At 70.6% G+C, this 17,268-nt stretch carries 18 protein-coding genes and 1 pseudogene; 5 read left to right on the top strand and 14 right to left on the bottom strand.

Annotation, left to right across the window (positions count from 1 at the left end; genetic code table 11):
- Window positions 1-305: 305 nt before the first annotated feature.
- A complete protein-coding gene (locus OG622_RS37315; protein ID WP_371581037.1) occupies window positions 306-1,037 on the bottom strand; it encodes a hypothetical protein in 732 nt (243 codons plus the stop codon).
- A gap of 97 nt (window positions 1,038-1,134) precedes the next feature.
- On the bottom strand, window positions 1,135-1,938 hold the full coding sequence (locus tag OG622_RS37310; RefSeq protein WP_371584343.1) for a nucleotidyltransferase domain-containing protein: 804 nt from the start codon (window positions 1,936-1,938) through the stop codon (window positions 1,135-1,137).
- Window positions 1,939-2,450: 512 nt separating this feature from the next.
- Here OG622_RS37310 and OG622_RS37305 point away from each other — a divergent pair.
- On the top strand, window positions 2,451-3,200 hold the full coding sequence (locus OG622_RS37305) for an SDR family oxidoreductase (RefSeq protein ID WP_371581036.1): 750 nt from the start codon (window positions 2,451-2,453) through the stop codon (window positions 3,198-3,200).
- 254 nt (window positions 3,201-3,454) lie between these two features.
- A complete protein-coding gene (locus OG622_RS37300) occupies window positions 3,455-3,868 on the top strand; it encodes a RidA family protein (protein WP_371581035.1) in 414 nt (137 codons plus the stop codon).
- Window positions 3,869-4,060: 192 nt separating this feature from the next.
- Here OG622_RS37300 and OG622_RS37295 read toward each other — a convergent pair whose 3' ends face one another.
- Window positions 4,061-4,804, bottom strand: coding sequence for an aspartate/glutamate racemase family protein (locus OG622_RS37295; protein ID WP_371581034.1), 744 nt, complete (start codon window positions 4,802-4,804; stop codon window positions 4,061-4,063).
- 2 nt (window positions 4,805-4,806) lie between these two features.
- On the bottom strand, window positions 4,807-6,285 hold the full coding sequence (locus tag OG622_RS37290) for an NCS1 family nucleobase:cation symporter-1 (RefSeq protein WP_371581033.1): 1,479 nt from the start codon (window positions 6,283-6,285) through the stop codon (window positions 4,807-4,809).
- 195 nt (window positions 6,286-6,480) lie between these two features.
- Here OG622_RS37290 and OG622_RS37285 point away from each other — a divergent pair.
- A pseudogene (locus OG622_RS37285) lies at window positions 6,481-7,143 on the top strand (GntR family transcriptional regulator); the annotation flags it as partial.
- Between the two features lie 329 nt (window positions 7,144-7,472).
- Here OG622_RS37285 and pip read toward each other — a convergent pair.
- Both pip and OG622_RS37275 read right to left on the bottom strand, forming a co-directional pair.
- Window positions 7,473-8,432, bottom strand: coding sequence for a prolyl aminopeptidase (gene pip, locus OG622_RS37280; RefSeq protein ID WP_371581032.1), 960 nt, complete (start codon window positions 8,430-8,432; stop codon window positions 7,473-7,475).
- Between the two features lie 84 nt (window positions 8,433-8,516).
- Entirely contained in the window at window positions 8,517-9,281 is a 765-nt protein-coding gene (locus OG622_RS37275) for a uracil-DNA glycosylase (protein ID WP_371581031.1), read from the bottom strand.
- A gap of 64 nt (window positions 9,282-9,345) precedes the next feature.
- Between OG622_RS37275 and OG622_RS37270 the strand changes: the two genes are divergently transcribed.
- Window positions 9,346-9,861, top strand: coding sequence for an RNA-binding S4 domain-containing protein (locus OG622_RS37270; RefSeq protein WP_371581030.1), 516 nt, complete (start codon window positions 9,346-9,348; stop codon window positions 9,859-9,861).
- A 190-nt stretch (window positions 9,862-10,051) separates the two neighbouring features.
- Here OG622_RS37270 and OG622_RS37265 read toward each other — a convergent pair whose 3' ends face one another.
- The 3 genes from OG622_RS37265 to OG622_RS37255 all read right to left on the bottom strand — a co-directional run bounded on the left by OG622_RS37265 (window position 10,052) and on the right by OG622_RS37255 (window position 12,538).
- Complete coding sequence (locus OG622_RS37265) at window positions 10,052-10,546, bottom strand: DoxX family protein (protein WP_371581029.1); 495 nt, start codon at window positions 10,544-10,546, stop codon at window positions 10,052-10,054.
- Between the two features lie 213 nt (window positions 10,547-10,759).
- Window positions 10,760-11,452 carry a class I SAM-dependent methyltransferase gene (locus OG622_RS37260; protein ID WP_371581028.1) on the bottom strand — a complete coding sequence of 231 codons (693 nt, stop codon included), beginning with the start codon at window positions 11,450-11,452 and terminating at the stop codon, window positions 10,760-10,762.
- A gap of 96 nt (window positions 11,453-11,548) precedes the next feature.
- Complete coding sequence (locus OG622_RS37255; RefSeq protein WP_371584342.1) at window positions 11,549-12,538, bottom strand: acyltransferase domain-containing protein; 990 nt, start codon at window positions 12,536-12,538, stop codon at window positions 11,549-11,551.
- Window positions 12,539-12,631: 93 nt separating this feature from the next.
- Between OG622_RS37255 and OG622_RS37250 the strand changes: the two genes are divergently transcribed.
- Window positions 12,632-12,898 carry a DUF6343 family protein gene (locus OG622_RS37250; protein ID WP_371581027.1) on the top strand — a complete coding sequence of 89 codons (267 nt, stop codon included), beginning with the start codon at window positions 12,632-12,634 and terminating at the stop codon, window positions 12,896-12,898.
- A 21-nt stretch (window positions 12,899-12,919) separates the two neighbouring features.
- On the opposite strand, the gene OG622_RS37245 is transcribed toward OG622_RS37250, so the two are convergent.
- From OG622_RS37245 to rpsA, 5 genes are all read right to left on the bottom strand, one after another.
- Entirely contained in the window at window positions 12,920-13,300 is a 381-nt protein-coding gene (locus tag OG622_RS37245; RefSeq protein ID WP_086747400.1) for a tetratricopeptide repeat protein, read from the bottom strand.
- Between the two features lie 49 nt (window positions 13,301-13,349).
- Complete coding sequence (gene coaE, locus OG622_RS37240; RefSeq protein WP_371581026.1) at window positions 13,350-13,979, bottom strand: dephospho-CoA kinase; 630 nt, start codon at window positions 13,977-13,979, stop codon at window positions 13,350-13,352.
- Between the two features lie 128 nt (window positions 13,980-14,107).
- Window positions 14,108-15,046, bottom strand: a complete 939-nt coding sequence (locus OG622_RS37235) for a PAC2 family protein (RefSeq protein ID WP_371581025.1) — start codon at window positions 15,044-15,046, stop codon at window positions 14,108-14,110.
- A gap of 122 nt (window positions 15,047-15,168) precedes the next feature.
- On the bottom strand, window positions 15,169-15,528 hold the full coding sequence (locus OG622_RS37230) for a hypothetical protein (RefSeq protein ID WP_371581024.1): 360 nt from the start codon (window positions 15,526-15,528) through the stop codon (window positions 15,169-15,171).
- 65 nt (window positions 15,529-15,593) lie between these two features.
- Entirely contained in the window at window positions 15,594-17,096 is a 1,503-nt protein-coding gene (gene rpsA / locus OG622_RS37225; protein ID WP_371581023.1) for a 30S ribosomal protein S1, read from the bottom strand.
- Window positions 17,097-17,268: the final 172 nt, after the last annotated feature.

Here is a 17,268-nt window from a genome sequence, read left to right as displayed (position 1 = left end):
CCACGGTAGAGAACCCAGGTCAGTCGTCATGTCGCCGCGTCCTGCCTTTGGACCACCGCGCATCGAGCTGCGCGGGCTGGACTTGAACCAGCACTTCGACGTCCCGGGGCCTGGGCCCGGTCGTTGCGACGATCGGCGGCGAATACTGAGTCTGGAGCAATAGTCTGAGATTGATCGCGGCCCGTCCCCGAGTTCTTCGGCGGGTACGGACCGGTCCGTCACGACAAGCCTCAGCTTCAGCTTGCGCTCCTCGCGCACCCCGCCCGGCTCGAAGGCCGACCGGGGAGTCTGTGAGACTACCCGAACTATCCGAACAGGTAGCCGAACACGGCATCACCGACCCGCTGGTCGACGACGTCCGCGCTGTTCGCTTCCTCCCGTGCGTACTTCACGGCCTGCTGCAACTTCTCGACGCGGTCGAGAATTTCGTTCACGCGCCGGGCGGGCAGGGCTCCGGAGAACTTCACGGTGGTCCAGTAACCCACCGGAATGTCCTCGTAGTACACATCCACCTGGGCGGGGTGCTTGTCGGTCGCCTCGGCCTTCACATGGTTGCGCGGCACCTTCTTGGTACGCACCGTCCGCACGGCCTCGGTCTTCCAGTCGTCGGTGGACGGGTCCTGCGCCCACGCCTCGGAGGCGTCGAGCACGGGCAGCTTCCGCACCAGCGTGTTGATCTCCCCGAGCTGCTTCTCCAGGAAGAGCAGATAGGCCACGGGCACGTCGGCGACGAGCACCCGCCCCTCGACCTTCACGTCCGCCCGCGCCGTGCAGTTGGCCCAGTCCTTCGTGGCGGTCACATCGAACAGCCGGGTGAGAACCCCCGCGGTCTCCCGCAGCACGTCCTCCGCCCGCACCTGCACCCTGGTCGACTCGGGCGGCAACTGCTCACCCTCCTCGTCCTTCGGCTGATAGGTACGCGCGATACCGGACAGCAACGCCGGCTTCTGCAGCCCCTGATGAGCGGCCGTCAGGTCCTGATGGGACTTGGCCTTGACGCCCTTCTCCACTGCGATGATCTGATTGAGTTTCGCCACGTGAGAGACGGTAACAGCGGAAGGGTGATCTCCTCGAAGGATTATTCGCGGGGAATGGGGACTTCGGTTCGCCGTACGGAATTTCTCGTCGCCTGCTCTACCCGGCGGACCGGAAGAGCGCCTCGGCCTCGAAAGCCGCCCGTGTGAGCACCATCGGCTCCGCGCGCAGGCCTTCGACGATGCCGTCGACCGCCCGCAGCCCCGCCCGTTCCAGCAGTCGCTTCTCGTTCGTCACCCACTCCCCGCGCGCCGCCAGCACGCCGTGCGCGGCCTGGGCCGCGGCCGTGGCGATGGCACCGGCGACCTCGGTGAGGCGGCCCTTCGGTGCGTGGTTGGCCTTGGCGTAGGCAAGGGTCGCGTGGGCGGTACCGTGCCAGCGTTCGGCGGCGGACCTGCTGAGGTTCTCCGGGTACGCGGCCGGGCGGGGCAGGTCGCCGCGCAGGACGCGGTTGACGGCCAGTTCGGCGACGAGGAGGTAGCTGGGGATACCGGCGAGGTGGAAGAGGAGGGGCTCCACATGGAAGCGCCCCTCCTCGGCGTTCGCCAACTCCCTTTCGACGACGTCCAGATCGCGGTAGTGGACGTCGACCCGGCGACCGTCGACGGTCAGCCAGGCACCGCCGTTGAAGACGCCCCCGCCCCAGCCGCCGATCTCGGAGACCTCACCCTCCCAGCCGACGGCTCGGAGGTCGGCCGGGTCGAACGAACCCCGGTAGTAGACCGCCAGGTCCCAGTCGCTGTCCGGGCCGTGCGTGCCCTGCGCCCGGGAGCCACCGAGAGCGACGGCACGGACGGTCGGGAGCACGTCGAGACGGTCCGCCAGGTGATCGAGGAACGCGCGGTCGGTGAACTCCCGGCCGTCCTTGTCCCCGCCCCCGTCCCTGTCCCCGGCTGAGGGCATCCAGCCGGTGAGTGCCGGGTCGAGCGGACTGGGGGTGGAGGAAGCCGAACCGGGAAGCTCCGCCTCGCCGCTCTTACTCATCGCCCCTCCTGGACCGGCGCCGTGGCCACACCCCGCCCACCGACGCGCTCAACTCCGCGCCCACCGGCCCTCCTTGCTCGTCATCGTCGTACAGATCCTCAACCGTACCGTCGGACGGCCCCACGGACCGGGTGGTCGGCGGGACGGAGTCGTCCATGCGCCCGGGCGTCAGCCGGTGGTGGGAGTTCGCGCCTCGCACCCCGCGGTCCCGTGCGCTCCGACAAGCCGCGGCTGACCCGGCTCAGCGCGGGAAAGGAGATCCGATCCGGCACGCACTCCCGGCAGATCCGGCACGCACTCCCGGCACAGCAGGACGGGGCGGACCGGGGGCGTTCGCCGAGGCGGCGCCCCGTTCCGAACTGCGGCCTGCTGTGCCGCGGCCGATCCTGATAGGGCGGCGATGACGCCGTACTCAGCAACGGGAGGTCGTGATGGGACGTCTGAGCGAGCGGGTGGCGATCGTCACCGGTGGGGTCGGAGGGATCGGGTCCGCGGTGGCACGGCTCCTCTCGGCCGAGGGGGCCACCGTGGTGGTCGCCGACGTACGCGACGCCGAGGGAACGAGCCTCGCGGCGGAACTCGGCGGCCGGGCGCGCTACCTGGATCTGGACGTCAGCAGCGAGGACGACTGGCAGCGGGCGGTGGCCGAGGTGGAACGCGACCTGGGCCCGGTCTCGGTGCTGGTGAACAACGCGGGGATCGCCGAGTGGGGCTCGATGGAGGAGCAGTCCCTCGCATCGTTCCGCAGAGTCCTCGACGTCAACCTCCAGGGCCCATGGCTGGGCATGCGCGCGGTGGCGCCCTCGCTGCGCCGGGCCGGCGGCGGGGTGATCGTGAACATCTCCTCCCTCGCTGGGCTGACCTCCTACGCGGGCATCGGGTCGTACGCGGCGAGCAAGTGGGGGCTGCGCGGGCTGACGAAGACCGCCGCGCTGGAGCTGGCCCCCGACGGGGTCCGTGTCTGCTCCGTCCACCCCGGCGCCATCCGCACCCCGATGACGGCCGGCTTCGGCGACTCCTACACCTCTGGACAGCCCATTCCCCGGTTCGGTGAGCCCGAGGAGGTAGCGCGCATGGTGCTCTTCGTCATCGCCGACGCCACGTTCTCGACGGGCGCCGAGTTCGTCCTGGACGGCGGCATCCTCGCCGGCCAGCCCACCGTCGTGACCTCGGACGGCTGACCCGACCGCGGCGGAGAAGGGACGGCGAGTGGACAGTCCGTACGGCGGCGCGAGGCCAGGGCCACCGACGGCGGGGTAGGTGCGGGTGCGGCCCTGGCACCGCAGCCGCAGCACCGCAGCACCGCCGACGGCGTGGTGCGGCGGCGGTCGGCAGCAGCGGCGCAGGCACGGCTCGGCCCGGAATTCGGATGCGGTCGCGGCGGAGAATTCGCATGATCACCTGATCGACAGGTTGTCCTCCACCGGGAGCAGTCATGATCCAGCGCGCCACCGTCCCCAGCCTCTTCGCACCGCCCGTCTACTCTCACGCTTCCGTCGTCGAGGCCGGGACGAAGCTCGCCTTCCTCGCCGGCTCCGTTCCGTTGGACGCCGACGGGAATCTGGTCGGGGAGGGGGATCCGGTACGGCAGGCCGAGCAGGTGCTGGCCAACCTCGGGGAGCAGTTGCGGGCGGTGGGCAGCGACTTCGAGCATGTCGCCTGCACCGACGTGTACGTCGTGAGCGACGAACCGGCGGTCCTCTCCGCGGTCTGGGACGTCGTCGAGGCGTCCGGCCTCAGCACCGGCCCCCACTCGTCGACCCTCCTCGGCGTGGCCTGCCTCGGCTACACGGGCCAGCTGGTGGAGATCACGGCGACAGCGGTGGTCCCGGAGTCGCCGGTCCGGTAAGGGGCACGGACGGACGCGGCACGCCTCCGGCCCCACCACGGACGCGGACGGACGTGAGCCGACCCCGGCCCCGCAAGGGGCGCGGGGCACTGCGCACCCAGCCACCCGCAGACCCACATGCCCATATGCCCGCAGCCGCCCACGACAACAAGGAGCCGCCCCTGACCGCGTCCACATCCCCCACCCCTCGACTCACCCGGTCCCCAGGCCCCCCGACGAACCCGCTCCCCCGGCCCCCCAACTCCTCTTCTTCGGCAGCGGCTTCGCATAACCCCCCGCCCGACTGGTGGTCAGCCCCAGCGCCACCAGTGACTCGGCGAGTTTCACGGCCGCCCCCACCCCGTCGACGACCGGCACTCCCAGCTTCTCCCCGACCGTCCGCTGGAGCCCGGTCATCCCGGCGCACCCCAGGACCAGCACCTCGGCCCCGGCGTCCCGGGCCCGCTGCCCGGCCGCGAGGAAGGCCCGGGTGGTGCGGCCGGTGTCGGCGAGGTCGAGGACGCCGAGGCCGGTGCCGACGATCGCCGCGCAGTTGCGGCCCACGCCGGCGGCGTCCAGGCTGTCCTCGATCTGCCCGCAGGAGCGTTCGAGCGTGGTGACGACGCCGTAGCGCCGCCCGAGCAGACAGGCGAGGTGGGCGGCGGCCTCGGTGATGTCGACGACGGGAACGTCCACCAGTTCGCGCGCGCCCTCACGCCCGTGCTCCCCGAAACCGGCCATGACTACGGCGTCGTACGGCTCCTCGTAGGTCCGCAGGGTGTCGAGGACGGCGGCGGCGGAGAGGTAGCTGTCCAGCCAGCCCTCCGCGGACTCGGGCCCCCAGGCGGGGGTCAGTCCGGTCACAGTGGTGCCCGGGCCTGCGGCGGCCCGGGCACCTCGCACGATCTCCTCGGTCATCCCCTGCGTCGTGTTGCAGTTGGTGACGACGATGCGCACGCTCAGCCCTCCACGGCTGCGGGCTCGGCGGGAGCCGGCCCGGCGGCCCGCTCGTCCCGGCACAGCACGGCGTACAGCCCGGCGGCCAGCGCCGTACCGATGAACCAGGAGTACGGGGCGACCTCGCTGAAGGTCGTCACCAGGGCGAGAACCGCCGAGACCGCCGCGGCGGGCAGGAACGCCCACAGCGCCTTGGGGTTGACGCCCTTGCGGTAGTAGTAGCGGGAGCCGGGCGCGGCGTTGAAGAGTTCGTCGACGTCGATACGGCCGCGCTTGACCCAGAAGTAGTCGAGCATGATCACGCCGAACAGCGGGCCGAGGAAAGCGCCCAGGCCGCCGAGGAAGTACTGGACGACGGTGGGGTTGGAGAAGAGGTTCCACGGGGTCACGACCAGCGCCGCGACCGTGCTGATCATGCCGCCGACCTTGAAGGTGATCTTCTGCGGCCAGACGTTGGCGAGGTCGTACGCCGGTGAGACGAAGTTGGCGACGATGTTGACGCCCATGGTGGCGATGGCGAAGGTCAGCGCGCCCAGGACGAGGATCCAGGTGTTGCCGATCTCGGCGACGAGGTGCGCCGGATCGGTGATCGCCTCGCCGAAGACCTCGATCGAGCCCGCCGTGACGATGACGGACACCACCACGAAGGCGGTCGAGTTGATCGGCAGACCCCAGAAGTTGCCCCGCTTGACCGTCCGGTAGTCCGGCGCGAAGCGGGAGAAGTCGCAGAAGTTGAGCATCAGCGTGCCGTAGGTGGCGAGGACCAGCCCTATCGCGCCGAACCACTGCCGCCACTGCTCGCCGACGGAGACCGGGTTGGGGGTCGAGGTGAGGGAGATGGTCCAGCCGGCCTTGGCGAGGATCCAGACGGCCAGCGCGATCATGACGAGCCAGATCGCGGGGCCGCAGAAGTCCTGGAACTTGCGGACCGACTCCATGCCCTGGCTGATGATCAGCGCCTGGATGAGCCACAGGGCGACGAAGGTGCACCAGCCGAGCTGGTGCAGACCCAGGAAGGAGTTGTGGGTCCAGGACTCCAGGCCCGGCCAGGCGGCCAGCAGCATGATGTTGACCGCGACGGACGCGAGATAGGTCTGGATGCCGTACCACATGATGGCGATCACGGCCCGGATGAGGGCCGGGATGTTGGCACCCCAGACGCCGAAGCTGATGCGGCTGATCACGGGGAAGGGCACGCCGTGGCGCTGCCCGATCCTCCCCATCCAGTTCATCCCGATGTAGATGATCACGAAGCCGACGAGCAGCGACGTGAACACCTGCCAGACGTTCATGCCGAGGACCAGCAGGCCCGCGGCGAACGTGTAGTTGCCGAGGTTGTGGACGTCGGACATCCACAGGGCGAAGAGGTCGAAGACCTTCCAGGCCCGCTTGTCGGCGGGGGCGAGGTCCTCGTTGGTGAGGCGGGGGTCGGGGACGAACGCTGTGGTGCCGGTGGCTTCGGCACGGTCGGCGAGGGACACGGGGCCTCCAGGAGCGAGAGGAGACGAGGGGTGGGTGACGGGGACGGGTGCGGGACCGGTGTGGGGGACCAGGAAAGCACCACGCGCTGTTTGGTATACCAAACTGCGCTCATAGTCCTCCCGTCAACCGTTCGGACCGATGTCGCTGTTGTTAACGCCCCGTAAAAGACCCCCGGCGTCGGCGAAGATTGCCTCATGAGCTCCCTGGCTCCGCAAGGAGCGAAGATCGAACCCCTCGGCGCGGTGCGCGAACGTGTCCTGGGCACCCTGCGGCAGGACGTCATCGCGGGGCGCCTGCGTCCGGGCGACCGGCTGGTGGAGCGTGAGCTGGCCGACCGCTTCGGGGTCTCCCGGGTGCCGGTCCGTGAGGCGATCCGCGCGCTGGTCGCCGAGGGCTTCGTCCACTTCGAGACCCCGCGCCGCACCGTCGTCCGCCGCCTCACCCCGGCGGACGTGGCGGAACTCTTCGAGCTGCGCGAGGCACTGGAGGTGTACGCCGCCGGGCTCGCCGCCTCCCGCGCCACCCCGGAGTCCCTCGCGGAGCTGTCGGCGCTGCTCGACCGGGCGGCGGAGGCGACCCGTGCCGGGGACGCCGAGACGATCACTGACATCAACACCCGGTTCCACGACCGCGTCCTCGCCATGGCCGGCAACAGCCTGCTCATCTCCGTCATGGAGCCGGTCGACGGCCGCCTGCGCTGGCTGACCCGCCAGAACACCGAGTGGCCCCAACTCCTCACCGAGCACCGCGAGCTGTACGACGCCATCGCCTCCGGCGACCCCGACCGCGCCCGCCACCACGCCCTCACCCACGTCCGGACCAACTACCGGTCGACAGTGCGGCATCTGTTCGGCGAACACGGCGCCGAGGGCGACAGCCACACGGACGGCGGAGAGATCAAGGACAGCCCAGGCGGCACAGGCGGCACAGGCGGCAGGGACGGCAGGGACGGCAGGGACGGCAGGGACGGCAGGGACGGCGAAGAAAACGCGGATGGCGGGCCGTAGTCCCGGTCCGGCAGTATTCGCAGGTATTCAGGCAGTATTCGCAGGTATACGGCGCGAGTCTCCCGCCTTCCGGGGATACGCCGTGAGTCTCCCGTCACCGCGCGGCTTCCCCGGTATCCGCCGTAGGAAGTCGAGCGCGCACCCAACGCCCCTCTCGGCGTCCCGCCTCCTCGCGGCCCTCAACCCTTGGCGTACTTGTCCGTCGCCGCCACCAGCGCCGTCGCCATGTCCGGCGCGCCCGCGTCGTGTCCCACGTCGTCGATGAGGATCAGCTCGCTGCCGGGCCAGGCGTGGTGCAGGCGCCAGACGATACCGAGGAGGTTGCCGGGGTCGAGGCTGCCCTGGACGAGGGTGCCCGGGATGTCCTTGAGCCGGTGCGCGTCACGCAGCACCACGCCGTCGCCGCCCCCGTCGAGGAAGTGGCCGTTGCCCCAGTAGTGGGTGACGGTGCGGGCGAAGGCGTACCGGAACACCGGGTCCTCGTAGCGTGGCACGGAGCGGGGCGGCAGCGCGGCGATGGCCGTCTCCCAGTCGGTCCAGGCCCGCGCCGCCCGCGCCCGCACCGCCTCGTCGGACGACTCGAGCAGCCGGTTGTACGCCGCCGGCAGGTTCCCGTCCCGCTCGTCCTCGGGCAGCTCTCCCAGGAACCGTTCGAAGGCCTCCGGGAAGAACTGTCCGAGCCCCCTGGTCAGCAGGGCGACTTCGGCGTCGGAGGCCGTGGCGACCCCCGTGAGGACCAGCTCCGTCACGGCCTGCGGATGCGTCTGCGCGTATCTCAGACCGAGGGCCGACCCCCACGACACGCCCCATACCAGCCACCGCCCGATCCCGAGATGCCGCCGCAGCAGCTCCAGGTCGGCGATCAGACGATCCGTCGTGTTGACGCTCATGTCGGTCCCGTACACGCTCGCCAGTGGCGTCGAACGGCCGCAGCCGCGCTGGTCGAGCAGCACGATCCGGTACGCGTCGGGGTCGAAGAGCCGCGGGAACCAGGCGTTGGCCCGGGACCCCGGCCCGCCGTGCAGCACGACCGCGGGCTTGCCCCGCGGATTCCCGCAGACCTCCCAGTACACGCGGTTGCCGTCCCCGACGTCGAGCATGCCGTGGTCGTACGGTTCGATCTCCGGGTAAATGGGCATTGCGCGACCCTAACCGGCGTACGACGGCGGCGGTAGCCGGTTTTCCGCCGGGCCCGAACACCCGGACCGCCCAGGCAGCCTCGACTACGAAGTGACGCTCAGCCCCGCGGACTTCGCCGCCGTACGCAGGACCTCGCGCAGCATGGCAGGGGTCAGCCGGCCGGTGAAGGTGTTGCGCTGACTCACATGGAAGCAGCCGAAGAGGTCCAGCCCGTCGAGCGGTACCTGGGTGCCGTGGCCGAAGAGGGGTCGCGGCCGGGGCACGTCCCAGCCGGCGTCGGCGAGCGCGGGCAGCGCGGCCTGCCAGCCGAAGGCCCCGAGCACCACCACGGCCCGCAGTGTCGGCCGCAGTAGCTCCAACTCCCCGACCAGCCACGGCCGGCACGTGTTCCGCTCCTGGGGCGTCGGCTTGTTGGCGGGCGGCGCGCAGTGCACGGGTGAGGTGATCCGTACGCCGTACAGCTCCAGGCCGTCGTCCACGCCGACCGCCGTGCCGCGCGAGGCCAGGCCCACATCGTGCAGGGCCGCGTACAGCACGTCTCCCGAGCGGTCGCCGGTGAACATCCGCCCCGTCCGGTTCGCCCCGTGCGCGGCGGGCGCGAGCCCGACGATCAGCAGCGCGGCGTCGGGCGGCCCGAAGCCCGGCACCGGCCGCCCCCAGTAGTCCTGGTCGGCGAACGCGGCCCGCTTGGTACGCGCCACCTCTTCCCGCCACTCGACCAGCCGGGAACATGCCCGGCACCCGCTGATCCGCGCGTCGAGCGCGGCCAGCCCGGTGCCCCCACCCCGACCGTCGCCACCTCCGCCGTCGCCGGCGCTGTATCCGTCACCACCACTGCCGCCGCCCATCTCTCCACGGTACGTCCGGTGATCTCCTCCCCTGCGCGGCCGACCGGGGAGCTAAGGTCGAGGCATGGCTTCTGAAGGTACGCAGGAGCGGACGAGCGGTCCGGCCACCACCGACCGGGGTACCGACGGGTCGGCGGCGGTGTCCGCGGCCGCCGAGGCCGCCCGCCCGGCGAACGGCGAGACCGTGCGCGTCGACAGCTGGATCTGGTCCGTCCGCCTGGTCAAGACCCGCTCGATGGGCGCCACCGCCTGCCGGGGCGGCCACGTCCGCGTCAACGGCGAACGCGTCAAGCCCGCCCACGCGCTGCGCGTCGGCGACGAGGTGCGGCTGCGCCAGGCCGGGGGCCACGAGCGGATCGTCGTCGTCAGGCGTCTGATCCGCAAGCGGGTCGGCGCGCCCGTCGCCGCCGAGTGCTACGTCGACAACTCCCCGCCGCCCCCGCCCCGCGAGGCCACCGCCCCCGCAGGCATCCGCGACCGAGGCACCGGCCGCCCCACCAAACGCGACCGCCGCGACCTGGAGCGCCTTCAGGGCCTGCCCGAGGCCGCGAACGCCGAGCGCCATCGCCGCTCCACGTAGGTCGCCGCAGGCAGCCGCAGGCGCCCCGCGAGCACCGGTGAGGGCGCCCCACGCCGACATCCCAGACGCCCCACGTCAGCGCCCCTCCCCGCCACACCACCCGGCGGCGGGCACCGCCGAGAGGCCTCCCGGGTGGTCGCCGGAGAGCCTCTCGGTGATGCCCGCCGCCGGGTGGGCCTGACCGCTGCGGTCACGCCTCCCGTCGCACTCGTCGCACCCACTGCGCCGGCCCGGCCACGTCCTGGCGCCGGGCCCAGGCGATCAGGGCGAGCGGAACGATCAGAATCAGCGGTGTCGCCGCGTACTCCCCGTCGAAGGCGGTGATCTGCGTGATGAACGCCCCCACCATCAGCGCGCTCAGCGACGCCGCCGCGACCGAAGCCAACGCGGGGATCAACAGCCCGATGGCACCCGCCAGTTCGAGCACGCCGATGGTGTACATCCCCGCGCTGCCCCAGCCGAGCGTCTCGAAGGACTCGACGGCCGACGAGTGCGCGATCAGCTTGGGCAGCGCGCTCGCGAACGCGTAGAACAGCGCGAGCACGATCTGCAGCGCGCGCAGCGAGATCCGTGCGCCCTTGCTGCGTGCGGTGCCCTTCGTGCCGGCGGCGGAGGAGGAGGCGGCGGCGGCGGCCAAGGAGGAGTCGGACGCGACGTGGGTGGCGGGATCGGTGGTCTCGGACATGGGATCTCCTGTGTGACGCGGTTCCGTAAGAGCTGTCACAGAAGTAGACCGAGCCGCTCCCCCGAACTCATCGCCGCCCGGCGGACATTCGCGCCACGATCTCCGGCGCCCCCTCCCCCCTCCTCAGCCCCTCGGCCCACCGTCAGCGGCCAACCCACCGTCAGGCACTCAGCCCTTCAGCCCACCGTCAGCCGCCCGCCCCTTCGGCAGCCCTCACTCCACCGGCACCACCTTCACCCACACCCGGTCCTCCGTCAGATACCGCTCGACCTTGAGCCCCGCCTCCCCCAGAGCCTCCTCGAACTGCTCCTTGGTCAGTGGTCGTGCCCTGAACGTCTGGGTCCACTCGCCATCTGGGAAGAAGTACTCCGCGAACACCGAGTCGACCCCGTCCCCGACGGGTTCGACCGAGGCTATGCGGACGGTGAACCCTCGGGGGTCGACCCGTTCCCGGGGCACGTTCGTGTGGTAGTCCTCCCCCTCGCGCTGGATCAGCACGAAGCCCTCGTCCCCGACATGCCGCAGACAGGTCGCGAGCATCCCGCGCCGCACCTCGGGGTCCCCGGTGTGGACGAGGAACGACGCGAGCAGCACCACGTCGAACTTCTCGCCCAGGTCGAGGCCTTCGATCGGACCGCATATCGTGCGGGCCCCGCGCACCCGCTCAAGCATCTCCGCCGACTCGTCGACAGCCGTGACGGTGAACCCCCGCTCGATCAGGGGATGCGTCATACGGCCCACGCCGCTGCCCAGTTCGAGAATGCGCGCGCCCGCGGGTGCGACGCCCGCGATGACCTCCGGCTCGTCGCCCACCGGCAGCCGCGAGTACAGCTCGACCGCGCAGCCGTCCGGGGTGATCGCGCCGGGTCCGGTTCCCTCGTATCCCTCACGCATCTGAATGCTCATATCCGTCCAACGGCCGGGCGGACGCGGACCGTTCCTGTCACAGGTCACCCGATGGGGTGAACATGGGTGCCCCGAGTCGGTCGTGCAGATCGCGCCTCACCAGGCGAACCAGCCATGCCCGCTGTACCAGTGCCCTCCCGCCCGCAGATGATCGGCCACGGCCCGTTCGAGGCTCGTCCGGCGTGGCAGTGTCTCCACCGGTAGGTCCGGGTCCCCGAACACGAAGCGGATCGGCAGGTCGTCCTCGGGTTCGCTGTTGCCGCAGGCGACCCGGAACCGCTCCTGGAAACGGATGATGTTGGCGTCCGCCGGCAGGTACCGCTTCAGCTGTGGGTCGAGGAGCCAGGAGTGGCAGCAGCCCGCCGTGTAGCGCTCGTGCGGGAAGTGCCGCGCGAAGAAGTCACGGGCCGATGTCAGCGACCGGTCGCAGGCTTCCGGTGTCAGGGGTCCCGCGTAGTCGGGTATGTGCAGGTCGAGGCAGGGTTCTCCTGGCTGCAGCGCCAGGCCCGCAGCCGCCAGCGCGACACCTTCCCGGCCGCTCACCCGTGACCGCTGGTACTGCAGCCGACCGAGCTGGAACAGCTCCCCGTGGAAATGCAGCGAGTACCAGCCCGGCGCGACGAGCCCGCCCACGCCGTACCGCCGGCGGTGCAGCACCAGGCCGCGGCCGAGGTCCGCGAGGGTGCGCCGGGAGATGTCGTCGGGGATCCCGCGCTCGCGGTGGTACGCGCGCACGTACGGCAGGGTCGCCACGAAGACGTACACATGGAAGTAGCGGCCGAGCGGGCCCGACTCCAGGGGCAGCGGCAGGAGTCTCAGCCCCTTGCCGATCTTCCCCATGTCCCGCACGAGACCGTCGACGCACCGCCCGAGCAGCCAGGTCGCACCCTCGTCGGCCGCCAGCGTGCGGCGCAGCGCGACCAGCTCGTTGATGTCCTCGTACGGCACGGCGAGGTCGACCAGTACATCCGGCAGCTCGTCGGCCTCCGGCAGCCGCTCCCGCACTCCCGGGGCGCTCTCGCTCTCCTCCAGGCCCTTCAGCCAGTCGGCGAGCCTCACGTCCGCCCGCACCGCGTCCAGCAACACCTTCGCCTCCCCCGTCACACCGCATCGGTCGTCTGGAGAACGTACGAGGCGAGGAGTACGTTTCCGAGTAGGACGAGGAGGAGCGGCGATCCGATGCGTACCGGCAGTGAACCGACGACAGCACGCAGTCCCCTGCGGATGCGGCTCTGGCTGAGCGTATGGGGCCTGATCTGGGCGATCGCCGGAACGACTGCCTTCGCTCTGGTCGGCCGCCCCGGCTGGGCCGCCGCCTGTGGGGTGCTGTGGCTGATCGTCACCGTCGATCTGGCCGTGGTCCTGCGCCATATCCGTCAGGGCCCGCACTACCAGCCGGGCCGCGACATCCCGCCGTACCAACCACCGAGGCAGGGCCACCCGTAGGGGCGAGAGTACGCGCGGCCGTCAGGAGTCGAACCGGGCCGCTTCCAGGTACTGCGGGTTCGGGTCGAGGGCCGCGGCGAGCCGGAAGTGGCGTTTGGCCTGGTCGTCGCGGGCCTGGCGCTGATAGGTGCGGGCGAGGGCGAAGTGCGCGAACGCGTTGTCCGGCTCGCGCTCCAGGACGATGGTGAACTCCAGCTCCGCGGGCCGCAGTTGGGCCGCCGCGAAGAAGGCGCGGGCCCGCAGCAGCCGGGCCGCCGTGTTCTCGGGGTGCTCGGCTATGACCCGGTCGAGCAGCTTGACCGCGCCCCGCGGATCACGTGCGGCAAGCAGTTGCTCGGCAGCGCGGAAGTCGATGACGTGCGTCTCCGGGGTACGTCCGGTGGAACCGCTGGTCTCGGGCACGGCTGAGTCCTTCCCTCGCTGCGAGGGTTCAACGCCCCCTGCGGCCCCGCTATTCCTGTGAGTGTGCGGATCGCTCCCGGGCCGCGTGCGCCCGACGCGTGAGATCCGCCCATACGTCCCGCACCCGCCGCCGCAGGTCTTCCAGGGGCACGTCGTTGTCGATGACGATGTCCGCGATCTCCAGACGCTTCTCGCGGGTCGCCTGGGCGGCCATGCGCGCGCGTGCGTCCTCTTCCGTCATGCCGCGCAGGCGTACGAGACGGTCGAGCTGGGTCTCGGGGGCCGCGTCCACGACGACCACCAGGTCGTACAGCGGGGCGAGGCCGTTCTCGGTGAGCAGGGGGACGTCGTGGATGACGACGGAGTCCTCGGCGGCGGAGCTCTCCAGCTCTCTGGAGCGGGCGCCCACCAGGGGGTGAACGATCGCGTTCAGCGCGGCCAGCTTCTCCGGGTCCGCGAAGACGAGGGAGCCCAGCCTGGGCCGGTCCAGGCTGCCGTCCGGCGTGAGCACGGTCTCGCCGAAGGTCTGCACGACCGCCGCGAGCCCGGGGGTACCCGGTGCGACGACCTCGCGCGCGATGCGGTCCGCGTCGATCAGCACGGCGCCGCGCTCCACGAGCAGCCGCGACACCTCGCTCTTGCCGGCGCCGATACCGCCGGTGAGACCCACTTTCAACATGCCCGGCAGCTTAGGCCCTGCCACTGACACAGCTGTGGGAGACCCTGATTTTCCGGGCCTCCCACAGACCCGGGATCAGGAGCTCCCACAGCCCCGGAGACGGGTCCGGAGGCGGGCCCGCGGAGGACTCAGCCCTCGCCCTCCCGCTCTGCCAGGAACTTCTCGAACTCCCGCCCGATCTCGTCGGCGGAGGGGATGTCGACGGGCTCGGCGAGCATGTTGCCCCGCGTCTCGGCGCCCGCTGCCGCGTCGTACTGGTGCTCCAGGCCCTGCACGAGGGCGACCAGTTCCTCGTCGCCCTCCCGGATCTGCCGGTCGATCTCCGTCTGCGTACGGTGCGCCTCCGTGCGCAGTGCGTGCGCGACGGAGGGCAGCACCAGGCCGGTGGCCGCCGTGACGGCCTCCAGGACGGTCAGGGCGGCGTCCGGGTAGGGCGAGCGGGCGATGTAGTGCGGTACGTGCGCGGCGACGCCGAGCACGTCGTGTCCGGCCTCCGCGAGGCGGTACTCCACGAGGGACTCGGCGCTGCCGGGCACCTGCGCCTCCTCGAAGGGGCTGCGATGGCCCGGGACCAGCTCGGCACGGTTGCCGTGGGGGGTGAGGCCGACGGGGCGGGTGTGCGGCACGCCCATGGGGATGCCGTGGAAGTTCACCGAGAGGCGCACGCCGAGCCGCTCGACGATCTGCTGGACGGCGGCCGCGAAGCGCTCCCACTCCACGTCCGGCTCGGGGCCCGACAGCAGCAGGAAGGGTGCTCCGGTGGCGTCCTGGACGAGCCGTACTTCGAGCGTCGGCTCCTCGTAGTCGGTCCAGCGGTCGCGCTTGAACGTCAGCAGCGGGCGGCGCGCCCGGTAGTCCACGAGACGGTCGTGGTCGAAGCGGGCCACCACCTGGTGGGGCAGTGAACCGAGGAGTCGTTCGACGATCTGGTCGCCCGTCTCACCCGCGTCTATGTATCCGTCGAAGTGGTAGAGCATGACAAGTCCCGCCGACTCCTGGGCGAGCGCCATGTCGACGACGGCAAGACCCTTCGGCTCCCATGCGTACAAACTCTGCGGATCAAGCACTGTGACCGCTCCTCCTCGTGTTCGTACTCCACAACACGGAGCGGGGGCGGGGCATTCCCGGTGACCGTTCCACGCATGCGGCACGCGCCACAACGACCGCCGCACGCGCGCGTGGAGCACGGTCACCGCCTTACCCGTTCCGCGCGGACCTGACGCCCCGTGGCGCCGGGCGGCCTCCCCACGGGGTGTCCGGCCGGGCCGAGGAACTCCGGGACGTGGCCGTGGACATCGGCGCCTCCGCGGTCCGGTGCCGGACCGGTTTCGTCACGCAGGTCGGCCCACCACGTCGCAGAGGTGCACGGCGGCGTCGCGTCGGTGAACACCTTCTCGGGGACGCCCGGTTCGCGGCGGTGGTCGAGGGCGACCATCCACTGCGGGAGACGGGCCGGCCCGGTGTCGAGGTACTTCCCGTCGGCGAACCGGGCGGCCCCGCGACCAAGCCTGTGTCCTGCCGGCCGGGTCCGGCGGCACAGGGAACGCACGTCGGGCCCGCATCCTGGTGGATGCGGGCCCGACGTGTTATCGGCTAGACCTCAGCCGTGTGCGTTCAGCTCTGGCCGCCGGCCAGCTTCTCGCGAAGGGCAGCCAGCGCCTCGTCCGAAGCCAGGGCACCGGAGGTGTCCGCGCCCTCGGAGGAGTACGACGAGCCACCGCCGCCCGCGGCCGGAGCCGCACCCGCGGCGTCCCCGCCCTCGGCCGCGGCAGCGGCGTCGGCCTCGCGGGACTTGATGACCTGGGCCTGGTGCTGCTCGAAGCGCGTCTGCGCCTCGGCGTACTGGGTCTCCCACACCTCACGCTGGGATTCGAAGCCCTCGAGCCAGTCGTTGGTCTCGGGGTCGAAGCCCTCGGGGTAGATGTAGTTGCCCTGGTCGTCGTACGACGCGGCCATGCCGTACAGCGTCGGGTCGAAGTCGACCGTGGCCGGGTCGGCACCGAAGGCCTCGTTGGCCTGCTTCAGCGAGAGGCTGATGCGACGACGCTCGAGGTCGATGTCGATGACCTTGACGAAGATCTCGTCGTTGACCTGGACGACCTGCTCCGGGATCTCCACGTGGCGCTCGGCCAGCTCGGAGATGTGGACCAGACCCTCGATGCCCTCGTCCACGCGGACGAACGCACCGAACGGAACGAGCTTCGTGACCTTACCCGGGACGACCTGACCGATCTGGTGGGTCCGGGCGAACTGCTGCCACGGGTCTTCCTGCGTCGCCTTCAGCGACAGGGAGACACGCTCACGGTCCATGTCGACGTCGAGGACCTCGACGGTGACTTCCTGGCCGACCTCGACAACCTCGGAGGGGTGGTCGATGTGCTTCCAGGAAAGCTCGGAGACGTGGACGAGACCGTCGACGCCACCGAGGTCCACGAACGCACCGAAGTTGACGATCGAGGAGACGACGCCGGAGCGGACCTGGCCCTTCTGCAGGGTCGTGAGGAAGGTCTGGCGGACCTCGCTCTGGGTCTGCTCCAGCCAGGCACGGCGGGACAGGACCACGTTGTTGCGGTTCTTGTCCAGCTCGATGATCTTCGCCTCGAGCTCCTTGCCCACGTAGGGCTGGAGGTCGCGGACACGGCGCATCTCGACAAGGGAGGCCGGCAGGAAGCCACGGAGGCCGATGTCGAGGATGAGACCACCCTTGACGACCTCGATGACGGTGCCGGTGACGATGCCGTCCTCTTCCTTGATCTTCTCGATGGTGCCCCAGGCGCGCTCGTACTGGGCGCGCTTCTTCGAGAGGATCAGGCGGCCTTCCTTGTCCTCCTTCTGGAGAACAAGGGCTTCGATCTCGTCGCCGACCTTGACGACCTCGTTCGGGTCGACGTCGTGCTTGATCGAAAGCTCGCGGCTCGGGATGACACCTTCGGTCTTGTAACCGATGTCGAGGAGAACCTCGTCCCGGTCAACCTTGACGATGACGCCGTCAACGATGTCACCATCGTTGAAGTACTTGATCGTCTCATCGATAGCGGCGAGGAATGCTGCCTCGTCACCGATGTCGTTGACCGCAACCTGCGGGGTGGTGGCGGTGGTCTCGGTGCTGCTCGTCATGTGGGAAAGGGCTCCGGTGCGGACAGTGAGTCGTAGGTACTGCTACGCCGGGAGCCCGTATCGCTCTGAAGAAGCCGGACAGCCAAGGAAGCACCACACCAGCCAAAAAGCCGGTGGCGCCTCGAAAACCGAGGGGACATACGACAGATGCGAGCGCAGCCTGCTACGTCTG

The organism is Streptomyces sp. NBC_01314 (genome assembly GCF_041435215.1).
GTDB lineage: Bacteria > Actinomycetota > Actinomycetes > Streptomycetales > Streptomycetaceae > Streptomyces.
Note: the sequence above shows the minus strand (reverse complement) of the source record. Positions and strands in the feature narration are given on the sequence as shown.

What these genes read in the sequence shown, in the direction of transcription:
- OG622_RS37310 (WP_371584343.1), bottom strand. Translation starts at nt 1,938, where the DNA reads ATGCCCTCAGCCGGGGACAGGGACGGGGGCGGGGACAAGGACGGCCGG.
- OG622_RS37305 (WP_371581036.1), top strand. Translation starts at nt 2,451, where the DNA reads ATGGGACGTCTGAGCGAGCGGGTGGCGATCGTCACCGGTGGGGTCGGA.
- OG622_RS37300 (WP_371581035.1), top strand. Translation starts at nt 3,455, where the DNA reads ATGATCCAGCGCGCCACCGTCCCCAGCCTCTTCGCACCGCCCGTCTAC.
- pip (WP_371581032.1), bottom strand. Translation starts at nt 8,432, where the DNA reads ATGCCCATTTACCCGGAGATCGAACCGTACGACCACGGCATGCTCGAC.
- OG622_RS37275 (WP_371581031.1), bottom strand. Translation starts at nt 9,281, where the DNA reads ATGGGCGGCGGCAGTGGTGGTGACGGATACAGCGCCGGCGACGGCGGA.
- OG622_RS37270 (WP_371581030.1), top strand. Translation starts at nt 9,346, where the DNA reads ATGGCTTCTGAAGGTACGCAGGAGCGGACGAGCGGTCCGGCCACCACC.
- OG622_RS37265 (WP_371581029.1), bottom strand. Translation starts at nt 10,546, where the DNA reads ATGTCCGAGACCACCGATCCCGCCACCCACGTCGCGTCCGACTCCTCC.
- OG622_RS37260 (WP_371581028.1), bottom strand. Translation starts at nt 11,452, where the DNA reads ATGAGCATTCAGATGCGTGAGGGATACGAGGGAACCGGACCCGGCGCG.
- OG622_RS37250 (WP_371581027.1), top strand. Translation starts at nt 12,632, where the DNA reads ATGCGTACCGGCAGTGAACCGACGACAGCACGCAGTCCCCTGCGGATG.
- coaE (WP_371581026.1), bottom strand. Translation starts at nt 13,979, where the DNA reads ATGTTGAAAGTGGGTCTCACCGGCGGTATCGGCGCCGGCAAGAGCGAG.
- rpsA (WP_371581023.1), bottom strand. Translation starts at nt 17,096, where the DNA reads ATGACGAGCAGCACCGAGACCACCGCCACCACCCCGCAGGTTGCGGTC.